The sequence below is a fragment of the Schaalia odontolytica genome, from assembly GCF_024584435.1.
In the GTDB taxonomy this organism is placed as follows: domain Bacteria; phylum Actinomycetota; class Actinomycetes; order Actinomycetales; family Actinomycetaceae; genus Pauljensenia.
Map to the genome: position 1 here is coordinate 1,734,702 of NZ_CP102197.1, position 12,761 is coordinate 1,747,462.

At 67.1% G+C, this 12,761-nt stretch carries 13 protein-coding genes and 1 tRNA gene; 8 read left to right on the top strand and 6 right to left on the bottom strand.

Going from position 1 to position 12,761, the window contains the following annotated elements; translation table 11 throughout:
- Positions 1-122: 122 nt before the first annotated feature.
- Complete coding sequence (locus tag NQK35_RS07715; RefSeq protein WP_003791132.1) at positions 123-806, top strand: Crp/Fnr family transcriptional regulator; 684 nt, start codon at positions 123-125, stop codon at positions 804-806.
- 126 nt (positions 807-932) lie between these two features.
- Here NQK35_RS07715 and NQK35_RS07720 read toward each other — a convergent pair whose 3' ends face one another.
- Both NQK35_RS07720 and NQK35_RS07725 read right to left on the bottom strand, forming a co-directional pair.
- Positions 933-1,112: a DUF4177 domain-containing protein gene (locus tag NQK35_RS07720; protein ID WP_009212967.1), complete on the bottom strand. Its 180-nt coding sequence runs from the start codon at positions 1,110-1,112 to the stop codon at positions 933-935.
- Entirely contained in the window at positions 1,109-1,468 is a 360-nt protein-coding gene (locus tag NQK35_RS07725; protein ID WP_034232295.1) for a WhiB family transcriptional regulator, read from the bottom strand. The genes NQK35_RS07720 and NQK35_RS07725 overlap by 4 nt, the downstream gene beginning before the upstream one ends.
- Before the next feature lie 167 nt (positions 1,469-1,635).
- Here NQK35_RS07725 and NQK35_RS07730 point away from each other — a divergent pair, with 167 nt between their 5' ends.
- From NQK35_RS07730 to NQK35_RS07745, 4 genes are all read left to right on the top strand, one after another.
- Entirely contained in the window at positions 1,636-3,741 is a 2,106-nt protein-coding gene (locus NQK35_RS07730; RefSeq protein WP_009212965.1) for a transglycosylase domain-containing protein, read from the top strand.
- Complete coding sequence (locus tag NQK35_RS07735; protein ID WP_257113778.1) at positions 3,731-4,705, top strand: metallophosphoesterase; 975 nt, start codon at positions 3,731-3,733, stop codon at positions 4,703-4,705. The genes NQK35_RS07730 and NQK35_RS07735 overlap by 11 nt, the downstream gene beginning before the upstream one ends.
- Before the next feature lie 115 nt (positions 4,706-4,820).
- Positions 4,821-4,894, top strand: a tRNA-Pro gene (locus NQK35_RS07740).
- A gap of 133 nt (positions 4,895-5,027) precedes the next feature.
- Positions 5,028-5,522: a hypothetical protein gene (locus NQK35_RS07745; RefSeq protein ID WP_257113779.1), complete on the top strand. Its 495-nt coding sequence runs from the start codon at positions 5,028-5,030 to the stop codon at positions 5,520-5,522.
- A 67-nt stretch (positions 5,523-5,589) separates the two neighbouring features.
- Here NQK35_RS07745 and NQK35_RS07750 read toward each other — a convergent pair whose 3' ends face one another.
- On the bottom strand, positions 5,590-6,588 hold the full coding sequence (locus NQK35_RS07750; protein WP_373567031.1) for a bile acid:sodium symporter family protein: 999 nt from the start codon (positions 6,586-6,588) through the stop codon (positions 5,590-5,592).
- Between the two features lie 111 nt (positions 6,589-6,699).
- On the opposite strand from NQK35_RS07750, the gene NQK35_RS07755 reads away from it, so the two are divergent.
- Positions 6,700-7,548, top strand: coding sequence for a YwiC-like family protein (locus NQK35_RS07755; protein ID WP_257113780.1), 849 nt, complete (start codon positions 6,700-6,702; stop codon positions 7,546-7,548).
- Here NQK35_RS07755 and NQK35_RS07760 read toward each other — a convergent pair.
- The gene (locus NQK35_RS07760; RefSeq protein ID WP_009212960.1) at positions 7,522-8,598 is read right to left on the bottom strand and encodes a histidinol-phosphate transaminase; all 1,077 of its coding nucleotides are present in this window, start codon (positions 8,596-8,598) and stop codon (positions 7,522-7,524) included. The genes NQK35_RS07755 and NQK35_RS07760 overlap by 27 nt on opposite strands.
- Before the next feature lie 66 nt (positions 8,599-8,664).
- Between NQK35_RS07760 and NQK35_RS07765 the strand changes: the two genes are divergently transcribed.
- Positions 8,665-9,051, top strand: coding sequence for a phage holin family protein (locus NQK35_RS07765; RefSeq protein WP_257113781.1), 387 nt, complete (start codon positions 8,665-8,667; stop codon positions 9,049-9,051).
- Between the two features lie 27 nt (positions 9,052-9,078).
- Here the strand turns inward: NQK35_RS07765 and NQK35_RS07770 are convergent, their stop codons facing one another.
- Positions 9,079-10,758, bottom strand: coding sequence for a hypothetical protein (locus NQK35_RS07770; RefSeq protein WP_009212958.1), 1,680 nt, complete (start codon positions 10,756-10,758; stop codon positions 9,079-9,081).
- Entirely contained in the window at positions 10,752-11,036 is a 285-nt protein-coding gene (locus NQK35_RS07775; RefSeq protein ID WP_048740642.1) for a hypothetical protein, read from the bottom strand. Before NQK35_RS07775 ends, NQK35_RS07770 begins: the two co-directional genes overlap by 7 nt.
- 217 nt (positions 11,037-11,253) lie before the next feature.
- On the opposite strand from NQK35_RS07775, the gene purB reads away from it, so the two are divergent.
- Positions 11,254-12,711 (top strand): adenylosuccinate lyase, encoded by a 1,458-nt coding sequence (gene purB / locus NQK35_RS07780; protein WP_257113782.1) that lies wholly within the window; start codon positions 11,254-11,256, stop codon positions 12,709-12,711.
- Positions 12,712-12,761 lie beyond the last annotated feature (50 nt).

The window sequence follows — 12,761 nt, forward strand, 5'->3', positions numbered from 1 at the left end:
AGATAGGGCATAATGGTGTGACACGCGGTACCTCCTAGTGAGCGGTGCAACACAGGGGACTCGCCGCGCAGTCCAAATCGAACGCCCGAGCAATCGGGAACGAGCGGAAGGAGCTTCTCACCATGATCGGTGACGGCAACTTCATCAGCCAGGTGCCGCTGTTCGGTGGCCTTGATGATGCACAGCAGGTGTCCCTCCAGCAGAAGATGGGTCACACGACCCTGCGTCGCGGGGAGACCCTCTTCGACGAGGGGGATCTCGGCGATCGCCTCTACATCGTGACCGAAGGCAAGGTCAAGCTTGGCCACACCTCCAGCGACGGCCGCGAATCGCTGCTCGCGGTCCTGGGCCCCGGGGAAATCATCGGCGAGCTCACGCTCTTCGATCCGGGTCCGCGCTCAACGACGGCGACGGCCGTCTCTCCGGCGTCGCTCCTTTACCTGGAGCACGAGGACCTGATGCACGTGCTCGACACCAACCCCACCCTCGCCAAGCACATGCTGCGTGCCCTCGCCCAGCGCCTGCGCCGCACCAACGAATCCCTGTCGGATCTGGTGTTCTCCGACGTTCCGGGCCGCGTCGCCAAGGCCCTTCTGGATCTTGCGGACCGCTTCGGCACGGCGACGGACAAGGGCGTGCACGTGCCTCACGACCTCACGCAGGAGGAGCTGGCCCAGCTGGTCGGCGCCTCGCGCGAAACCGTCAACAAGTCCCTGGCGGACTTCGTGTCTCGAGGCTGGATCCGACTGGAGGGTCGCGCGGTGACCCTCCTCGATGTTGATCGCCTCGCTCGTCGCGCTCGCTGACCCTCGCTTCTAGCGCTGTGGGCCGACACCTGACGGTGTCGGCCCACAGCAGTATCCGCGCGTGTCCCCGACGATGCCGGGAGAAAACGGCGGCAGCGCGCCGACCACAGGGCCGCGGCGCTGGCATCAGTTCTGAATCGGAGCGGATTCCTCGATCGGGCGCTTGAGGTATGCGACCAGGTTCTCGGAGCCGGTGGGACCGGGGACCACCTGGACGAGCTCCCACCCGTCGGCGCCCCACTGGTCAAGAATTGCCTTCGTCGCGTGCGTGAGCAGCGGAATCGTTGAGTATTCCCATTGAGTCATGGTGTCATCCTACCCGCCATCTGAGGTCGCACGTAAGACAGGACCTTCGGAACGTGGGGGCTTCGCAGCTCATGGGCGAGGGGTTCATCAGAGGAACGCAGCCACTCCAACCAGTTCTCGGCGTGCGGATAGTGGCGCAGTATCGCCCTACGCTCCCTCTCCGTCAGGCCTCCCCACACGCCGTAGTTCGCCTCGGACTGGAGAGCATCCGCCAGACACTCGAGACGAACCTCGCACTCGTAGCAGCGCATGCGGACCTGACGCTGCGATGCACCCTGCACGAACAGCACGTCCGGCTCGACGGACGCGCACAGAGCGCGCGCGACCCAGCTCTGGTCATCGCCGTACGTTGACATCGCGAACTCCACTTCACTCAACTCCGAGTCCTCCTTGTGACCATACACACATGCCGTTACGGGTGCAAACGGTGCGACAACCGATTATTGGTCTGCGGGTGACCGATCATGCAGTTTTTCAGCTGCGCTGCACGCCGGATAGGCGGAGCGCCACGTAAGCTAGGAGTATGTCGCACTCTCACCCTCGCGCTGTCCGACCGGCCCAGCTGCTCGCGCTGCTGATGGCGTTCCTGAGTGTCTCCGCGCTCATGGGCGTTGTCGGTGCGGGCATGCTCGTGCCCGTCGCGGGCCCCACCGCGCTTGCCGCGAAGTCGGTCCCCTCGGTCTTCAACGAGCTGCCCGGCGACCTGCAGACGGTCGCTCCCGCGGAAGAGTCACAGCTCCTCGATTCGTCGGGCGGCGTCATCGCGCACTTCTACGACAAGCAACGCATCGTGGTTCCCAGCTCCCACATCGCCGACGTCATGAAGAAGGCGATCGTCGCGATCGAGGACAAGCGCTTCTACGAGCACAACGGTGTTGATGCCACGGGCATCGCGCGAGCATTCGTCACGAACCTGGGCGACACGGGGCACCAGGGTGCCTCAACCATCACCCAGCAGTACGTTCGCAACTCTCTGGCCGAGCGCGGCTACCTCGAGGGCGACGCGGACCAGGTGAGCGCCGCCACCGAACAGACCACCGAGCGCAAGCTGAGGGAGGTCAAGTACGCGCTAGCGTTGGAGAAGACCCTCTCGAAGGACGAGATCCTCACCGGCTACCTCAATATTGCCTCCTTCGGCCCGATCACCTACGGCGTGGAAGCAGCCTCCCAGCGCTACTTTTCGAAGTCGGCCTCGGAGCTGGACTACCTGGAGTCCGCGCTCCTGGCGGGCCTCGTTCAGTCCCCCGTCCAGTACGATCCCCTCGTTCACCCCGACACCGCTCAGAACCGCCGCGACACGGTGCTGGCGACGATGCTCAAGCAGGGCGTCATCACGCAGGAGGAGTTTGATCGGGGCGTGGAGACAACGGTTGAGGCCATGCTCAATCCAACGGTGTCCTCGGAGGGTTGCTCCGGCGCGGAGTCCTCAAAGGCCTACTTCTGCGACTTCGTCCTGGCGCAGTTCCTCGACGACCCCACGTTCGGCGCGACGCGCATCGAACGCGAGCGAGTGCTCAAGACCCAGGGCATCACGATCCGGACAACCATGGACTCCGCGAAACAGGCTGCCGCCTACACGTCGCTGACCAACACGATTCCCGTGGGCGACGCCTCCGGCCTCAACGACGCGCTCATTTCCCTGGATCCGCGCTCCGGTCGAGTCCTGTCGATGGCCCAGAACACGACGTACGGCATCGAGAGCGGGGAGACGATGTCGAACTACTCGGCGGACGGCAACTTCCAGGTCGGGTCGACATTCAAGGTGTTCACCCTGCTGCAGTGGTTCAAGGAGGGACACTCCGCGTACGAGACCGTGGGTTCCTCGAACACCTACTACCCCAACGGGTCTTTCAAGTGCGACGGGCGAGCCATCGTGACCGAGGGCTACCAGGTGAACGACCTCGCCGGCAAGACCGGAACGATGAACGTCGTTCGCGCGACCGGGCAGTCCGTCAACCAGGCCTTCGTCAACATGGCGTCGCGCGTGGACTTCTGCTCGATCTTCGACACCGCCTACGAGATGGGCATCACCGAGGATGGCGAGGTTCCCTCCCCCTTCCCGGCGAACATCCTGGGCTCCGTGTCCGCCTCTCCCATGCAGATGGCGTCCGTCTTCGCGGCGATCGCCAACTCCGGCCAGCAGTGCACGCCCCAGTCAATCGAATCCGTCACCGACCGCAACGAGAACGTTCTCAAGGAGTTTTCGGCCGACTGCAAGCAGGTCGTCACCGCCGAGGTCGCCAACAAGACCGCGGCCCTACTGACCGCCTCCGCCGGGCAGTACTACACGTCCACTCGCCTGAGTGAGGGCCGCCCCTTCGCCGCGAAGTCGGGCACCACCGACGGACACGCGAACACGTGGTTGACGGGATTCACCCCATCGGTCGTCACCTCCGCCTGGGTGGGTCACGGAGCGAACTCTTCCCAGGAAGTCAGCGGCGTGACCATCAACGGCACCTACTACGGTGACATCTACGGTGAGACCTTCGTCGGCCAGAACATTTGGGCCCCGTACATGTCCCAGATTCTTGCCGGCACCCCGGTCGAGTCGGTATCCAACGCCAACATCGGCGCATCCTCACCGAAGGGGGCGACGCCGGCGCCGTCGCCGTCGCCCCATGCGCACTGAGACCACCTCGGCGATTCGCACCGTTTCCTCCGCTGGTGCGGGCCACGCTCGCCTGCGTGCGGGCGCGGCCGTGATCGCCGGGATTGGTGCTGCGGGCCTTGCGGCGGCGGGCGCCGCGCTCGCCTGGGGCTCCGTTGAGCGCACCATGCCGGTGCTGCGCCGCTACGAGGTTGCGGTGGCAGCGCACGTACCCGAGGTGCGCATCCTCCAGATCTCTGACCTTCATCTCTTCGCCGGGCAGGAGTTCCTGCTTCGCTTCCTGGGCGAGGTTGCCTCCCGAGAGCGTTTCGACGCCGTGGTCGCGACGGGCGACAACTTCGGCTCGGCCGACGCGCTCGAGATGGTGATGGAGGCCTATCGTCCCTTCCTGCCCTACCCCGGGGCATTCGTGCTCGGGTCGAACGACTACTACTCACCCATCCCCAAGCGCTGGAGCCGTTACCTGAACCGCTCCAAGCCGTATCCCGTCCGAGTGGTGCCGGACCTGCCCTATCTGCCGATGGTGCGGCGGATGCGAGAGGCCGGTTGGATCGACCTGTCGAATATGTCGGGCACGCTGTCGCTCCCCACGGGCCAAGTCTGCCTTCTTGGCACGGATGACGCACACATTCACCGCGATCGCTTGCCGTCCCCGGCCTCGTCGTGGGGCGTCGCGGGCGTCCTGCGCCTGGGTGTCACCCACGCGCCCTACACGCGCGTCGTCTCCGCCCTCACGTCGGCGGGTTCGGACCTGATACTGGCCGGGCACACCCACGGCGGACAAATCGGGATTCCCGGGTTCGGCGCGATCATCACCAACTGTGACATTCCGCGGGCCTACGCCAAGGGACTGAGCCGCTGGGAGGCGCCCGACGGTTCCTCCTCCTGGCTGCATGTGTCCGCCGGCCTGGGCACCTCGCCGTACGCGAAGATCCGCATCGCGACCCGTCCGGAGGCCTCCCTGATTCACGTCCATTCGGCGTAGGACGAGTCCTCCTCCGCCCCCACCCACCCAAGGCTGCGGCGTGGGACACACTTCTCGGACTTGGTTTGTCTCGGTTTGGGTTTCGCGCCACGGTGAGGCTATACTCGAACGGCACCGGGGTGTGGCGCAGCTTGGTAGCGCGCTTCGTTCGGGACGAAGAGGCCGTGGGTTCAAATCCCGCCACCCCGACTCGGTGAATCGCCGGGACCGCGAGGTCCCGGCGATTTCTTATTCCCACGATCGCCGACCGTTAGGTCAATCGGCCCGTGGGGTCGCTACACTGGAACAGTAACCATCACCAATAGTTCAAGGAGCCATTCCCATGAAGCGTCGTATCGCCACCGCCGCGCTCATCATCCTGCTGCCGCTCGGAGCGGCGGCGTGCGGGGGAAGCAAGTCCAAGACCCCCGATGCTGCCCCATCGACCGAGCAGACCACCAGCGCCCCCGCCGAGGCCGCCCCGAGCGATGAGAGCGTCGCCGATGCCTGCGCCAAGATTACGTCCGACGGTCAGTCGCTCGCCAAGGATCTGAACCTCTCGAAGGAGGAGGCCGCGCAGGATCCGAAGAAGGCCATCGAGGCGCTCAAGGCTCTCAGCTCCAAGCTCCAGACGACGGTCGCGTCGGTCAACAACGCCGAGGTCAAGGAGAAGCTCAGCGCCGCGGCAACCGACCTGGGTGCGGCGGCACAGTCCGCGGAGGACCTTGTGGCGAACCCCAGCCCCTCCGCGATCGTGGACGCGCAGTCCGCCATCAACCAGGCCGGGATCTCGCTCAACGAACTGCAGGCGCTGTGCAACTTCCAGGACGGCGAGTGATCGAAGGCCCGTCGAAGGCATGAGAATGGGGGGGGAGGCCATCCGGCCTCCCCCCATTGTTTTCTCGTCAGGCGCAACCGCCGTTCCTCCAGCGCCGGAAGAGCACGGCCAAGAGGGCACCCGAGAGGTTGTGCCAGACGGAGAATACGGCCGCGGGAAGGGCGGTTTCGGGGGTGGCAGCGAAGTGGGTTTTCGCCAGCGTTGCCGCCAGGGCGGAGTTCTGCATGCCCACCTCGATGGAGGTCGTCCGCGACGCCTTGTCGGAGCCTTTGCCCACGCGCCCGGCGAGGTAGCCGAGCAAGTAACCGAGCAGATTGTGACAGATCACCACGGCAATGATGAGCGCGCCCGAGGTCACGATCTTCTCAACCGATCCGGAGACGACAACCAGCAGCACGTAGCAGATGCCAAGCACCGATATCCACGGCAGAACAGGAAGAATCCTCTCGACGAGCCCGTTGGCAACCAGACGAACGACAAAGCCACCCAGGACAGGAACGAGGACCATGAGCAGAATGTTCTTCGTCATCGCTGCTCCGTCAACGGGCATGCGTGAGCCGACCAGCCAGGCGGTGAGCAACGGGGTCATGAGGGGAGCCAGGAGCGTCGAGATGGAGGTCATGGTGACCGACAGGGCGACATCGGCCTTGGCGAGGTACGAGATCACGTTGGAGGCGGTTCCACCGGGCGCGCATCCGACGAGGATCACGCCGACGGCAACCGCGTCGGGCAGCCGGAAGACGTAGCACAGCGCCCATCCGACCAGCGGCATGATGAGGTACTGGGCGGCGACGCCAACGAGGACAGGCAGCGGGCGCTTGATGATGAGACCGAAGTCGGGGACCGTGAGTGTGAGGCCCATGCCGAACATGATGATGCCGAGGGCCCAGTTGACTCCCGGTGCCAAAGGCTGAAAGAACGCGGGAGCGATCATGGCGGCCGCGAAGGCGGCCAGGATCAACAGCGGGAATACCGTGACGGCGATGCGGGCACTGCGGTCCTCGGAGGAGAGGACGGGCGCGGGGGAATCGGATGTATGCACGTGTGATGTGGACATGTCTTCCATGTTTGCGCGATGTTGTCCGCGGGCCACGGGATATCTCACCAGCTGAGCCCGTAGGTATTGAGCACCACAGGCCGCGGTTACTAAACTAAGGCTATGCACAGTGAGGCGCTCATGACTCGACAGGTACCGGCCGCGCCGCGGGGAGGCTCGCGGGGCATCCGTCCCTCCGCCCACCGGATGCGCACTCTTCAGCGTCACGGCTGGATGTCCGACCAGCACGGGGCATGGGCCATGATGGCGCTGCCGCCCCTGCTCGGATGGGCGCTGTCCGGGCGTCTTTCGTGGTTTGTCCTTCTCCTGCTGGTCGCGTGGGCGATGGCCTTCCAGCTGTTCTCGGCCACGTGCCTGTGGGTGAAGACCCCGGCGAAGCGTCGGGCACGTATCCTCCCCGCGTTGGCGACCTACGGCATGGCGACCGCAATCCCGGGAGTCGCGTTGCTCGTGTCCCGTCCGCAGCTGCTGTGGTGGGGATGCGCGTTCGCTCCCCTCGCCTCTTGCGCGCTCTTCCTCGTGTGGCAGGGCCGCGAGCGCTCCCTGGCCGCGCGAGCCGCGTCGATCCTGGCGGGTAGCGTCATGGGTCCGGTGGCGTTCTCGCTGGCCAGCGCCGATGGGTCCCCGGTGGCCGTATCAGCCCACGCGTGGGCGGCGTGCGCGATCTTCGCCTCGTACTACGTGGGGACCGTTCCCCTCGTGCGGTCGATGATCCGGGGCCGTCGAGATCCTCGCTGGTCCCTGGGTGCGACCGCCTATCACGCGGCGTGCACGGCGGCAACCGCGATCGCGTGGTGGTTCGCGGTGGTCTCGCCGTGGTGCGTGCTCGCGTGGGTTGCCCTCACGGCGCGCGCCTGGGCCATGCCTGCGCTGAGCCGGGCGCGGAAGAGACCCCTGTCCCCCAGGCTCATCGGCCTGACCGAGATGGCGTGGACTTGTCTCCTATTCGCCACGCTCCTCCTCCCGTAGGCCGCGGCGCGCGTGGCGCTCGGCGACGGCGAGGAAGCGGTCGTTGTGGCTCGGGGCGCCCACTGACACGCGCACGCCCTCGGGGAATGGGCGCACGATGAGTCCGGCTCGAGCGCACTCCTCGACGAGGTCGGGGCCCGTACCGCGCAGCATGTAGAAGTTGGATTGGGTGTCGGGAACGTCATAGCCGAGGGAGCGCAGGGCGGGCACGACGCGTTCGCGTTCGGCGACGACCTCGCGCACGGCGCGGCGGACCTCGTCTGGATCGTTGAGCGAGGCCAGGGCGCCGGCCTGCGCGACGGAGTTGACGCCGAAGGGAACGAGGAGAGCCTGCATGGCATCAATGACCTCGGCGTCCCCGATTCCGTAGCCGACGCGCGCCCCCGCCAGGGCGTGGGCCTTGGAGAACGTGCGGGTGACAACGACGTTGGGATGGCTGGCGATGAGTGGGATGGCCGTACTCACGCCGGGCGCGGTCGCGAAGTCGATGTAGGCCTCGTCAATGAGAACCATGACGGAGTCGGGGACGCTCGCGACGAAGGAGGAGACCTGGTCGAAGGTGAGGGCGGGTCCCGTGGGGTTGTTGGGCGAGCAGACGATGACGGCGACCGTGTCGGGTGTGATGGCACCGCGCATGGCATCCAGGTCGTGGCTCGCGTCGGGGAGCAGCCCGACGGGCACGGGCTGCCCACCCACGGCGGTGACGGCGATCGGGTAGGACTCGAAGGATCGCCAGGGGTAGACGACCTGGCTGCCGGGCTGACAGAGCGCGGACAGGGCGGCGAGGAGGATCGCCGACGAGCCGGTGCCGACGCAGAGCTGGTCGGGGGCGACGCGGAGGCGATCCGCGAGCGCTTCTCGCAGGGGTGCTGCGGTCAGGTCCGGGTAGCGGTTGATCGCCTGCAGCGACCGGGCCATTTCTTCGAGCACGGCGGGGCTGGGCGGGGTGGGCATCTCGTTGGAGGAGATCTTGTCGGCGCCGGGCGCGCTCCTACCGGGAACGTAGCGGGGAAGGGAGGCGACGGCGGGCCGAATGCGCAGCTTGGTCATGCGTCTAGTCCTATCCCATGTCGGGTGCGGCGTGCAAACAACGTCCCATTGCGCAAGAATTGGCAGATGGAATTCATTGCTCGTTTGTTGGCCACGATGGCCGGACTGTGGGTGTCGACCCTCCTGGTTCCGTCGATCTCGGTGTCGTCTTCGTCGGCGTCGGAGACCGTGATCGTGCTGGCGGTTGTCGCCCTGGTGTTCACGGTGGTGAACTCGCTGATCAAGCCGGTCGTCAAGACGCTGGCGTTCCCCCTGTACGTGTTGACCTTTGGCCTCTTTGCTCTCGTGACGAATTCGGCGTTGTTCGCGTTGACGGGGTGGATTTCGACGCGGCTGGGTGCGCCGTTGTCGACGGGTGGTTTCTGGTCGTGCCTTGCGGGGGCGATCATCACGTCGGTTGTGGCGTCGGTCGTGTCGGGCTTGCTGCGTGACGAGAAGGACAAGCGGGACTGATTCGTCTGTTGTCCGTCTCGAGGCGCATCACTTCTGGGTGATGCGCCTCGTCTGGTAGTGGTGGATGGTGGTGTGGGTGTTGTCGGTGAGGCCGAGCGCCTGGGTTCGGCGCGCCTCGGCCGCGGCGAGGGCACTCAGGCCCGGGTCGGACGAGGCCTTGGCCGCGTTGAGAGTGGTCCTGATTTCGTCGACGTACAGGGGCGCGCTGTGGGAGGAGGGCACCGGGTCCTCGGTGTGGGTAGCGGCGGCGTAGTCGCGGAACATGACGGTTGTGACGTTGTCCCCGCGCGTGGCCTCTCCGTCGCATCCGGGAACGATGTCGCCGAAGTTTTCGTAAGCGAGGACGGGGACGTCACTTGGCGCAACGGTCGCGGTAGGTGACCCGGCGGTGAGCACGGAGACGACGTTGTAGTCGGCGCGCACCTGCGGGTCGGCGGCCAGCTGGGCGGCCATGATCCCTCCCTGGGAGTGACCGGCGAATTCGACGGCTTCCCCGGGGCCGATCCCCGCCGCGCGCATTGCTTCCTTGACGGCATCGAGCTGGTCGGAGGGCATGGCGGCCACGCCCTGGAGGTTGGACAGGGAATCCTGGGGTCCGCTCTCTCCGACCATGAAGGACTGGGTTCCTCGGATGTCAACGGTCCACGACCTCGTCGTTGTTCCGTCCTGGTGGGCGGTGACGTGCTCCTCGATCGCGATCTCTCCGTTGTCGGCATCGCCCCCACTCATCGTCGTGATGTGCTCGATGGTGTCGGCGCTGGTGGCGACTCCGGTGTAGTGGGTGTCGGGGGCGGCCTGCGGCATCGCCTCGAGCGTGGCGCGGGTGCGCGCGGCGAACACCCCCGGGGGCAGGGAACCGGCGGCTCCGCCCGGACGCACGTGGGCGCGTCCGTCGGCCCCCCTCACCGCGACCCCGTAGCTGCGACCGTGCCGAAAGCCGAGCGCAACGGCGCTCGCCACGGCAACGGCGGCCACGCCCGAGGCCGCGCGTGTGGAGGTTGGGCTCGGCCCCCGGCTGACTCCGCGTCCGGCAAGGAATGGGGTGATACCGGGGTTTTCGGGCAGCGAGTCGACGTCGAAGGCGAACCTGCCGAGGTCACGTTGGAAGCGCGCACCGGATGCGTGATCCGTGTGGAAGGCGAAGGCTGCGCCGTCTTGCGCCACTCTCCACAGGTCCCAGGCGGCGACGAAATGGGCGTCGCCTGGCAGGAGCGCGGAGGCCAGCGGGGGAACCCCCGCGCGGGAGGACGCGTCTTGGACGGCGTGGAACAGGGCCGCGGTGGCCGACAACCCGGCGATTCCCGGTGCGAGCACCCACGGCGCGAGGCCGCCGGGACCCACCGGGGGTCCCATCGGGCTTCCGGGCACCACCTCCCACAGGGAGGCCGAGGCCTCGGCGTCCCCGTAGGTGAGGGCCGTGTCTTGGAGCTTCCACATGAGGGAATCAATCCCAGATGCGAGGTGTTCGAGTGCCCCCATGGCGGCGATGATCGCTCTGACGAGGCGGGCGGAACCCGTGGGAGCGAGGGTGGAGGCCGCCTCCGCCTGGGTGAGCGCCGTGCCGAGGGCGAAGCGAGCGGGGGCGATGAAGAGCGCCCGCTGGTGGGAGAGGAGGGTGTGCGCGGCGCACAGCTCGTTGACGTCGACACGAAACGCGCCGGACGCCACCGACACGTCGCGGTGAGGGTCGAATGCCACTGTCACCACGCTCCTCGTGCCGCGCCTTCGGCGACGGCGGTCAGCGCGAGGGCCAGGGTGTGGGCGCGTTCGGCGTCGAGGGTGGCTGCAGCGCTCAAGGCCTCGTCGATGTTGTCGATGATGCCCTGGGTGGCGGAGGCGACCTCGCCGAGGCTCGCGCGGTAGGAGTCGGCACCCACCCCGGACCAGCCCGGGCAGGAGTGGGTGCCGAGCGCCTCCCCGAGGGATTCGACGAGGCTGCGTGCGGTGCTCAGGGATGCGTCGGGGCTGAGCGGGTCAAGGTTCATGAGGGCTCCCACGGTGAGCGACAGTGTCGGTGTTCGACTATGCGATGGTCAGAACGCTACGCTCGCGCAGGATCCTTCCTCCACCGGCTCGGCGCCTCCTGTGGACGGCCCGGGCCGTGATCTCCCTCCTGTGGATATGCCGCCCGTTATCCACGCCACGGAACCGTGCCGCGGACCCGATGCCCGAGGAGTTGCCCGTTCTGGGAAGATAGGAGGCATGAGCGACACGATGACACTGTTCTCCACTGCCCACGGCTATTCGGACCTGGCGGGCGGGGGTGAACCGCTCAGCCCGCTGGACGGCCGCTACCGCGCGGTCGCCGCGCCCCTGGCGAACTACCTGTCCGAGGCGGGTCTGAACCGCGCGCGCGTGCACGTCGAGATCGAGTGGCTGATTTTCCTGCTCGACAACTCGGTCCTGCCGGGCGCGCCGACGCTGACTGACGCCGAGCGCGACTACCTGCGCGCCCTCACGCGCGACTTCGGCGCCGACCACATCGAGCGCCTCGGCGAGTTCGAGGCCGTCACCCGCCACGACGTCAAGGCCGTCGAATACCTGATCGGCGAATACCTGGAGGCGGCATCCGACAAGCTGGGTGAGGGCACGAGTCTGCCGTCCCTGCGCGAGGTCGTCCACATCTTCTGCACCTCCGAGGACATTAACAACCTGGCGTACGCACTGACCATCAAGGCTGCCACCGAGCAGGTGTGGCTGCCCGCGATCCGCGCACTCCTGGATCGCCTGCATGGCCTCGCCGAGGCCGGGGCGGCCGTCCCGATGCTGGCGCACACGCACGGCCAGCCGGCGACACCCGTGACGGTCGGCAAGGAGATGGCGGTGTTCGCGCACCGCCTGTCCCGCCAGATCAAGCGCGTCGAGGCCACGGAGTACCTGGGCAAGATCAACGGCGCGACGGGCACGTGGGCCGCGCACGTCGTGTCGGTGCCGGGCGCTGATTGGCCGACGCTGGCTCGTTCCTTCGTGGAGGGCCTGGGCCTGACGTGGAACCCGCTGACCACACAGATCGAGTCACACGACTGGCAGGCCGAGCTGTACGCGGACGTGGCGCGCGCGGGCCGCATCGCCCACAACCTGGCGACGGACGCGTGGACGTACATTTCGATGGATTACTTCCACCAGAACCTGGCGGCGCAGGGCTCGACGGGCTCGTCAACGATGCCGCACAAGGTCAACCCGATCCGCTTCGAGAACGCGGAGGCGAACCTGGAGGTGTCGAACGCGCTGCTGGATTCGCTGGCGTCGACGCTCGTGACCAGCCGCATGCAGCGCGACCTGACGGATTCGACGACGCAGCGCAACGTGGGCGTCGCGTTTGGCCACGCGGTGCTGGCCTACGACAACCTGGTGCGCGGCCTGGACGGGGTCGAGATCAACGCGGCGCGTATGGCGGCCGACCTGGACGCAAATTGGGCGGTGCTCGGCGAGGCCGTCCAGCAGGCGATGCGCGCCGCCGCGATCGCGGGCGCGACCGGCATGGCGAACCCGTACGAGCGCCTCAAGGAGCTGACGCGCGGCCACGAGGTGGGCGCGGAAGACATGCGTGAGTTCATCGCGGGCCTGGGCCTGCCGGCCGAGGTGGAGGAGCGCCTCCTCGCGCTGACCCCCGCGACCTACATCGGCTTGTCCGAGCGTCTGGCGCGCTGGGAGGCCTGAGTTCTATTCGCGAAGGGCGGCGGGTGCGCGGTTGGTCCGCGCCCCGCCGC

What these genes read in the sequence shown, in the direction of transcription:
- purB (WP_257113782.1), top strand. Translation starts at nt 11,254, where the DNA reads ATGAGCGACACGATGACACTGTTCTCCACTGCCCACGGCTATTCGGAC.
- NQK35_RS07775 (WP_048740642.1), bottom strand. Translation starts at nt 11,036, where the DNA reads ATGAACCTTGACCCGCTCAGCCCCGACGCATCCCTGAGCACCGCACGC.
- NQK35_RS07735 (WP_257113778.1), top strand. Translation starts at nt 3,731, where the DNA reads ATGCGCACTGAGACCACCTCGGCGATTCGCACCGTTTCCTCCGCTGGT.
- NQK35_RS07720 (WP_009212967.1), bottom strand. Translation starts at nt 1,112, where the DNA reads ATGACTCAATGGGAATACTCAACGATTCCGCTGCTCACGCACGCGACG.
- NQK35_RS07715 (WP_003791132.1), top strand. Translation starts at nt 123, where the DNA reads ATGATCGGTGACGGCAACTTCATCAGCCAGGTGCCGCTGTTCGGTGGC.
- NQK35_RS07745 (WP_257113779.1), top strand. Translation starts at nt 5,028, where the DNA reads ATGAAGCGTCGTATCGCCACCGCCGCGCTCATCATCCTGCTGCCGCTC.
- NQK35_RS07755 (WP_257113780.1), top strand. Translation starts at nt 6,700, where the DNA reads ATGACTCGACAGGTACCGGCCGCGCCGCGGGGAGGCTCGCGGGGCATC.
- NQK35_RS07725 (WP_034232295.1), bottom strand. Translation starts at nt 1,468, where the DNA reads ATGTCAACGTACGGCGATGACCAGAGCTGGGTCGCGCGCGCTCTGTGC.
- NQK35_RS07730 (WP_009212965.1), top strand. Translation starts at nt 1,636, where the DNA reads ATGTCGCACTCTCACCCTCGCGCTGTCCGACCGGCCCAGCTGCTCGCG.
- NQK35_RS07765 (WP_257113781.1), top strand. Translation starts at nt 8,665, where the DNA reads ATGGAATTCATTGCTCGTTTGTTGGCCACGATGGCCGGACTGTGGGTG.
- NQK35_RS07760 (WP_009212960.1), bottom strand. Translation starts at nt 8,598, where the DNA reads ATGACCAAGCTGCGCATTCGGCCCGCCGTCGCCTCCCTTCCCCGCTAC.
- NQK35_RS07750 (WP_373567031.1), bottom strand. Translation starts at nt 6,588, where the DNA reads ATGGAAGACATGTCCACATCACACGTGCATACATCCGATTCCCCCGCG.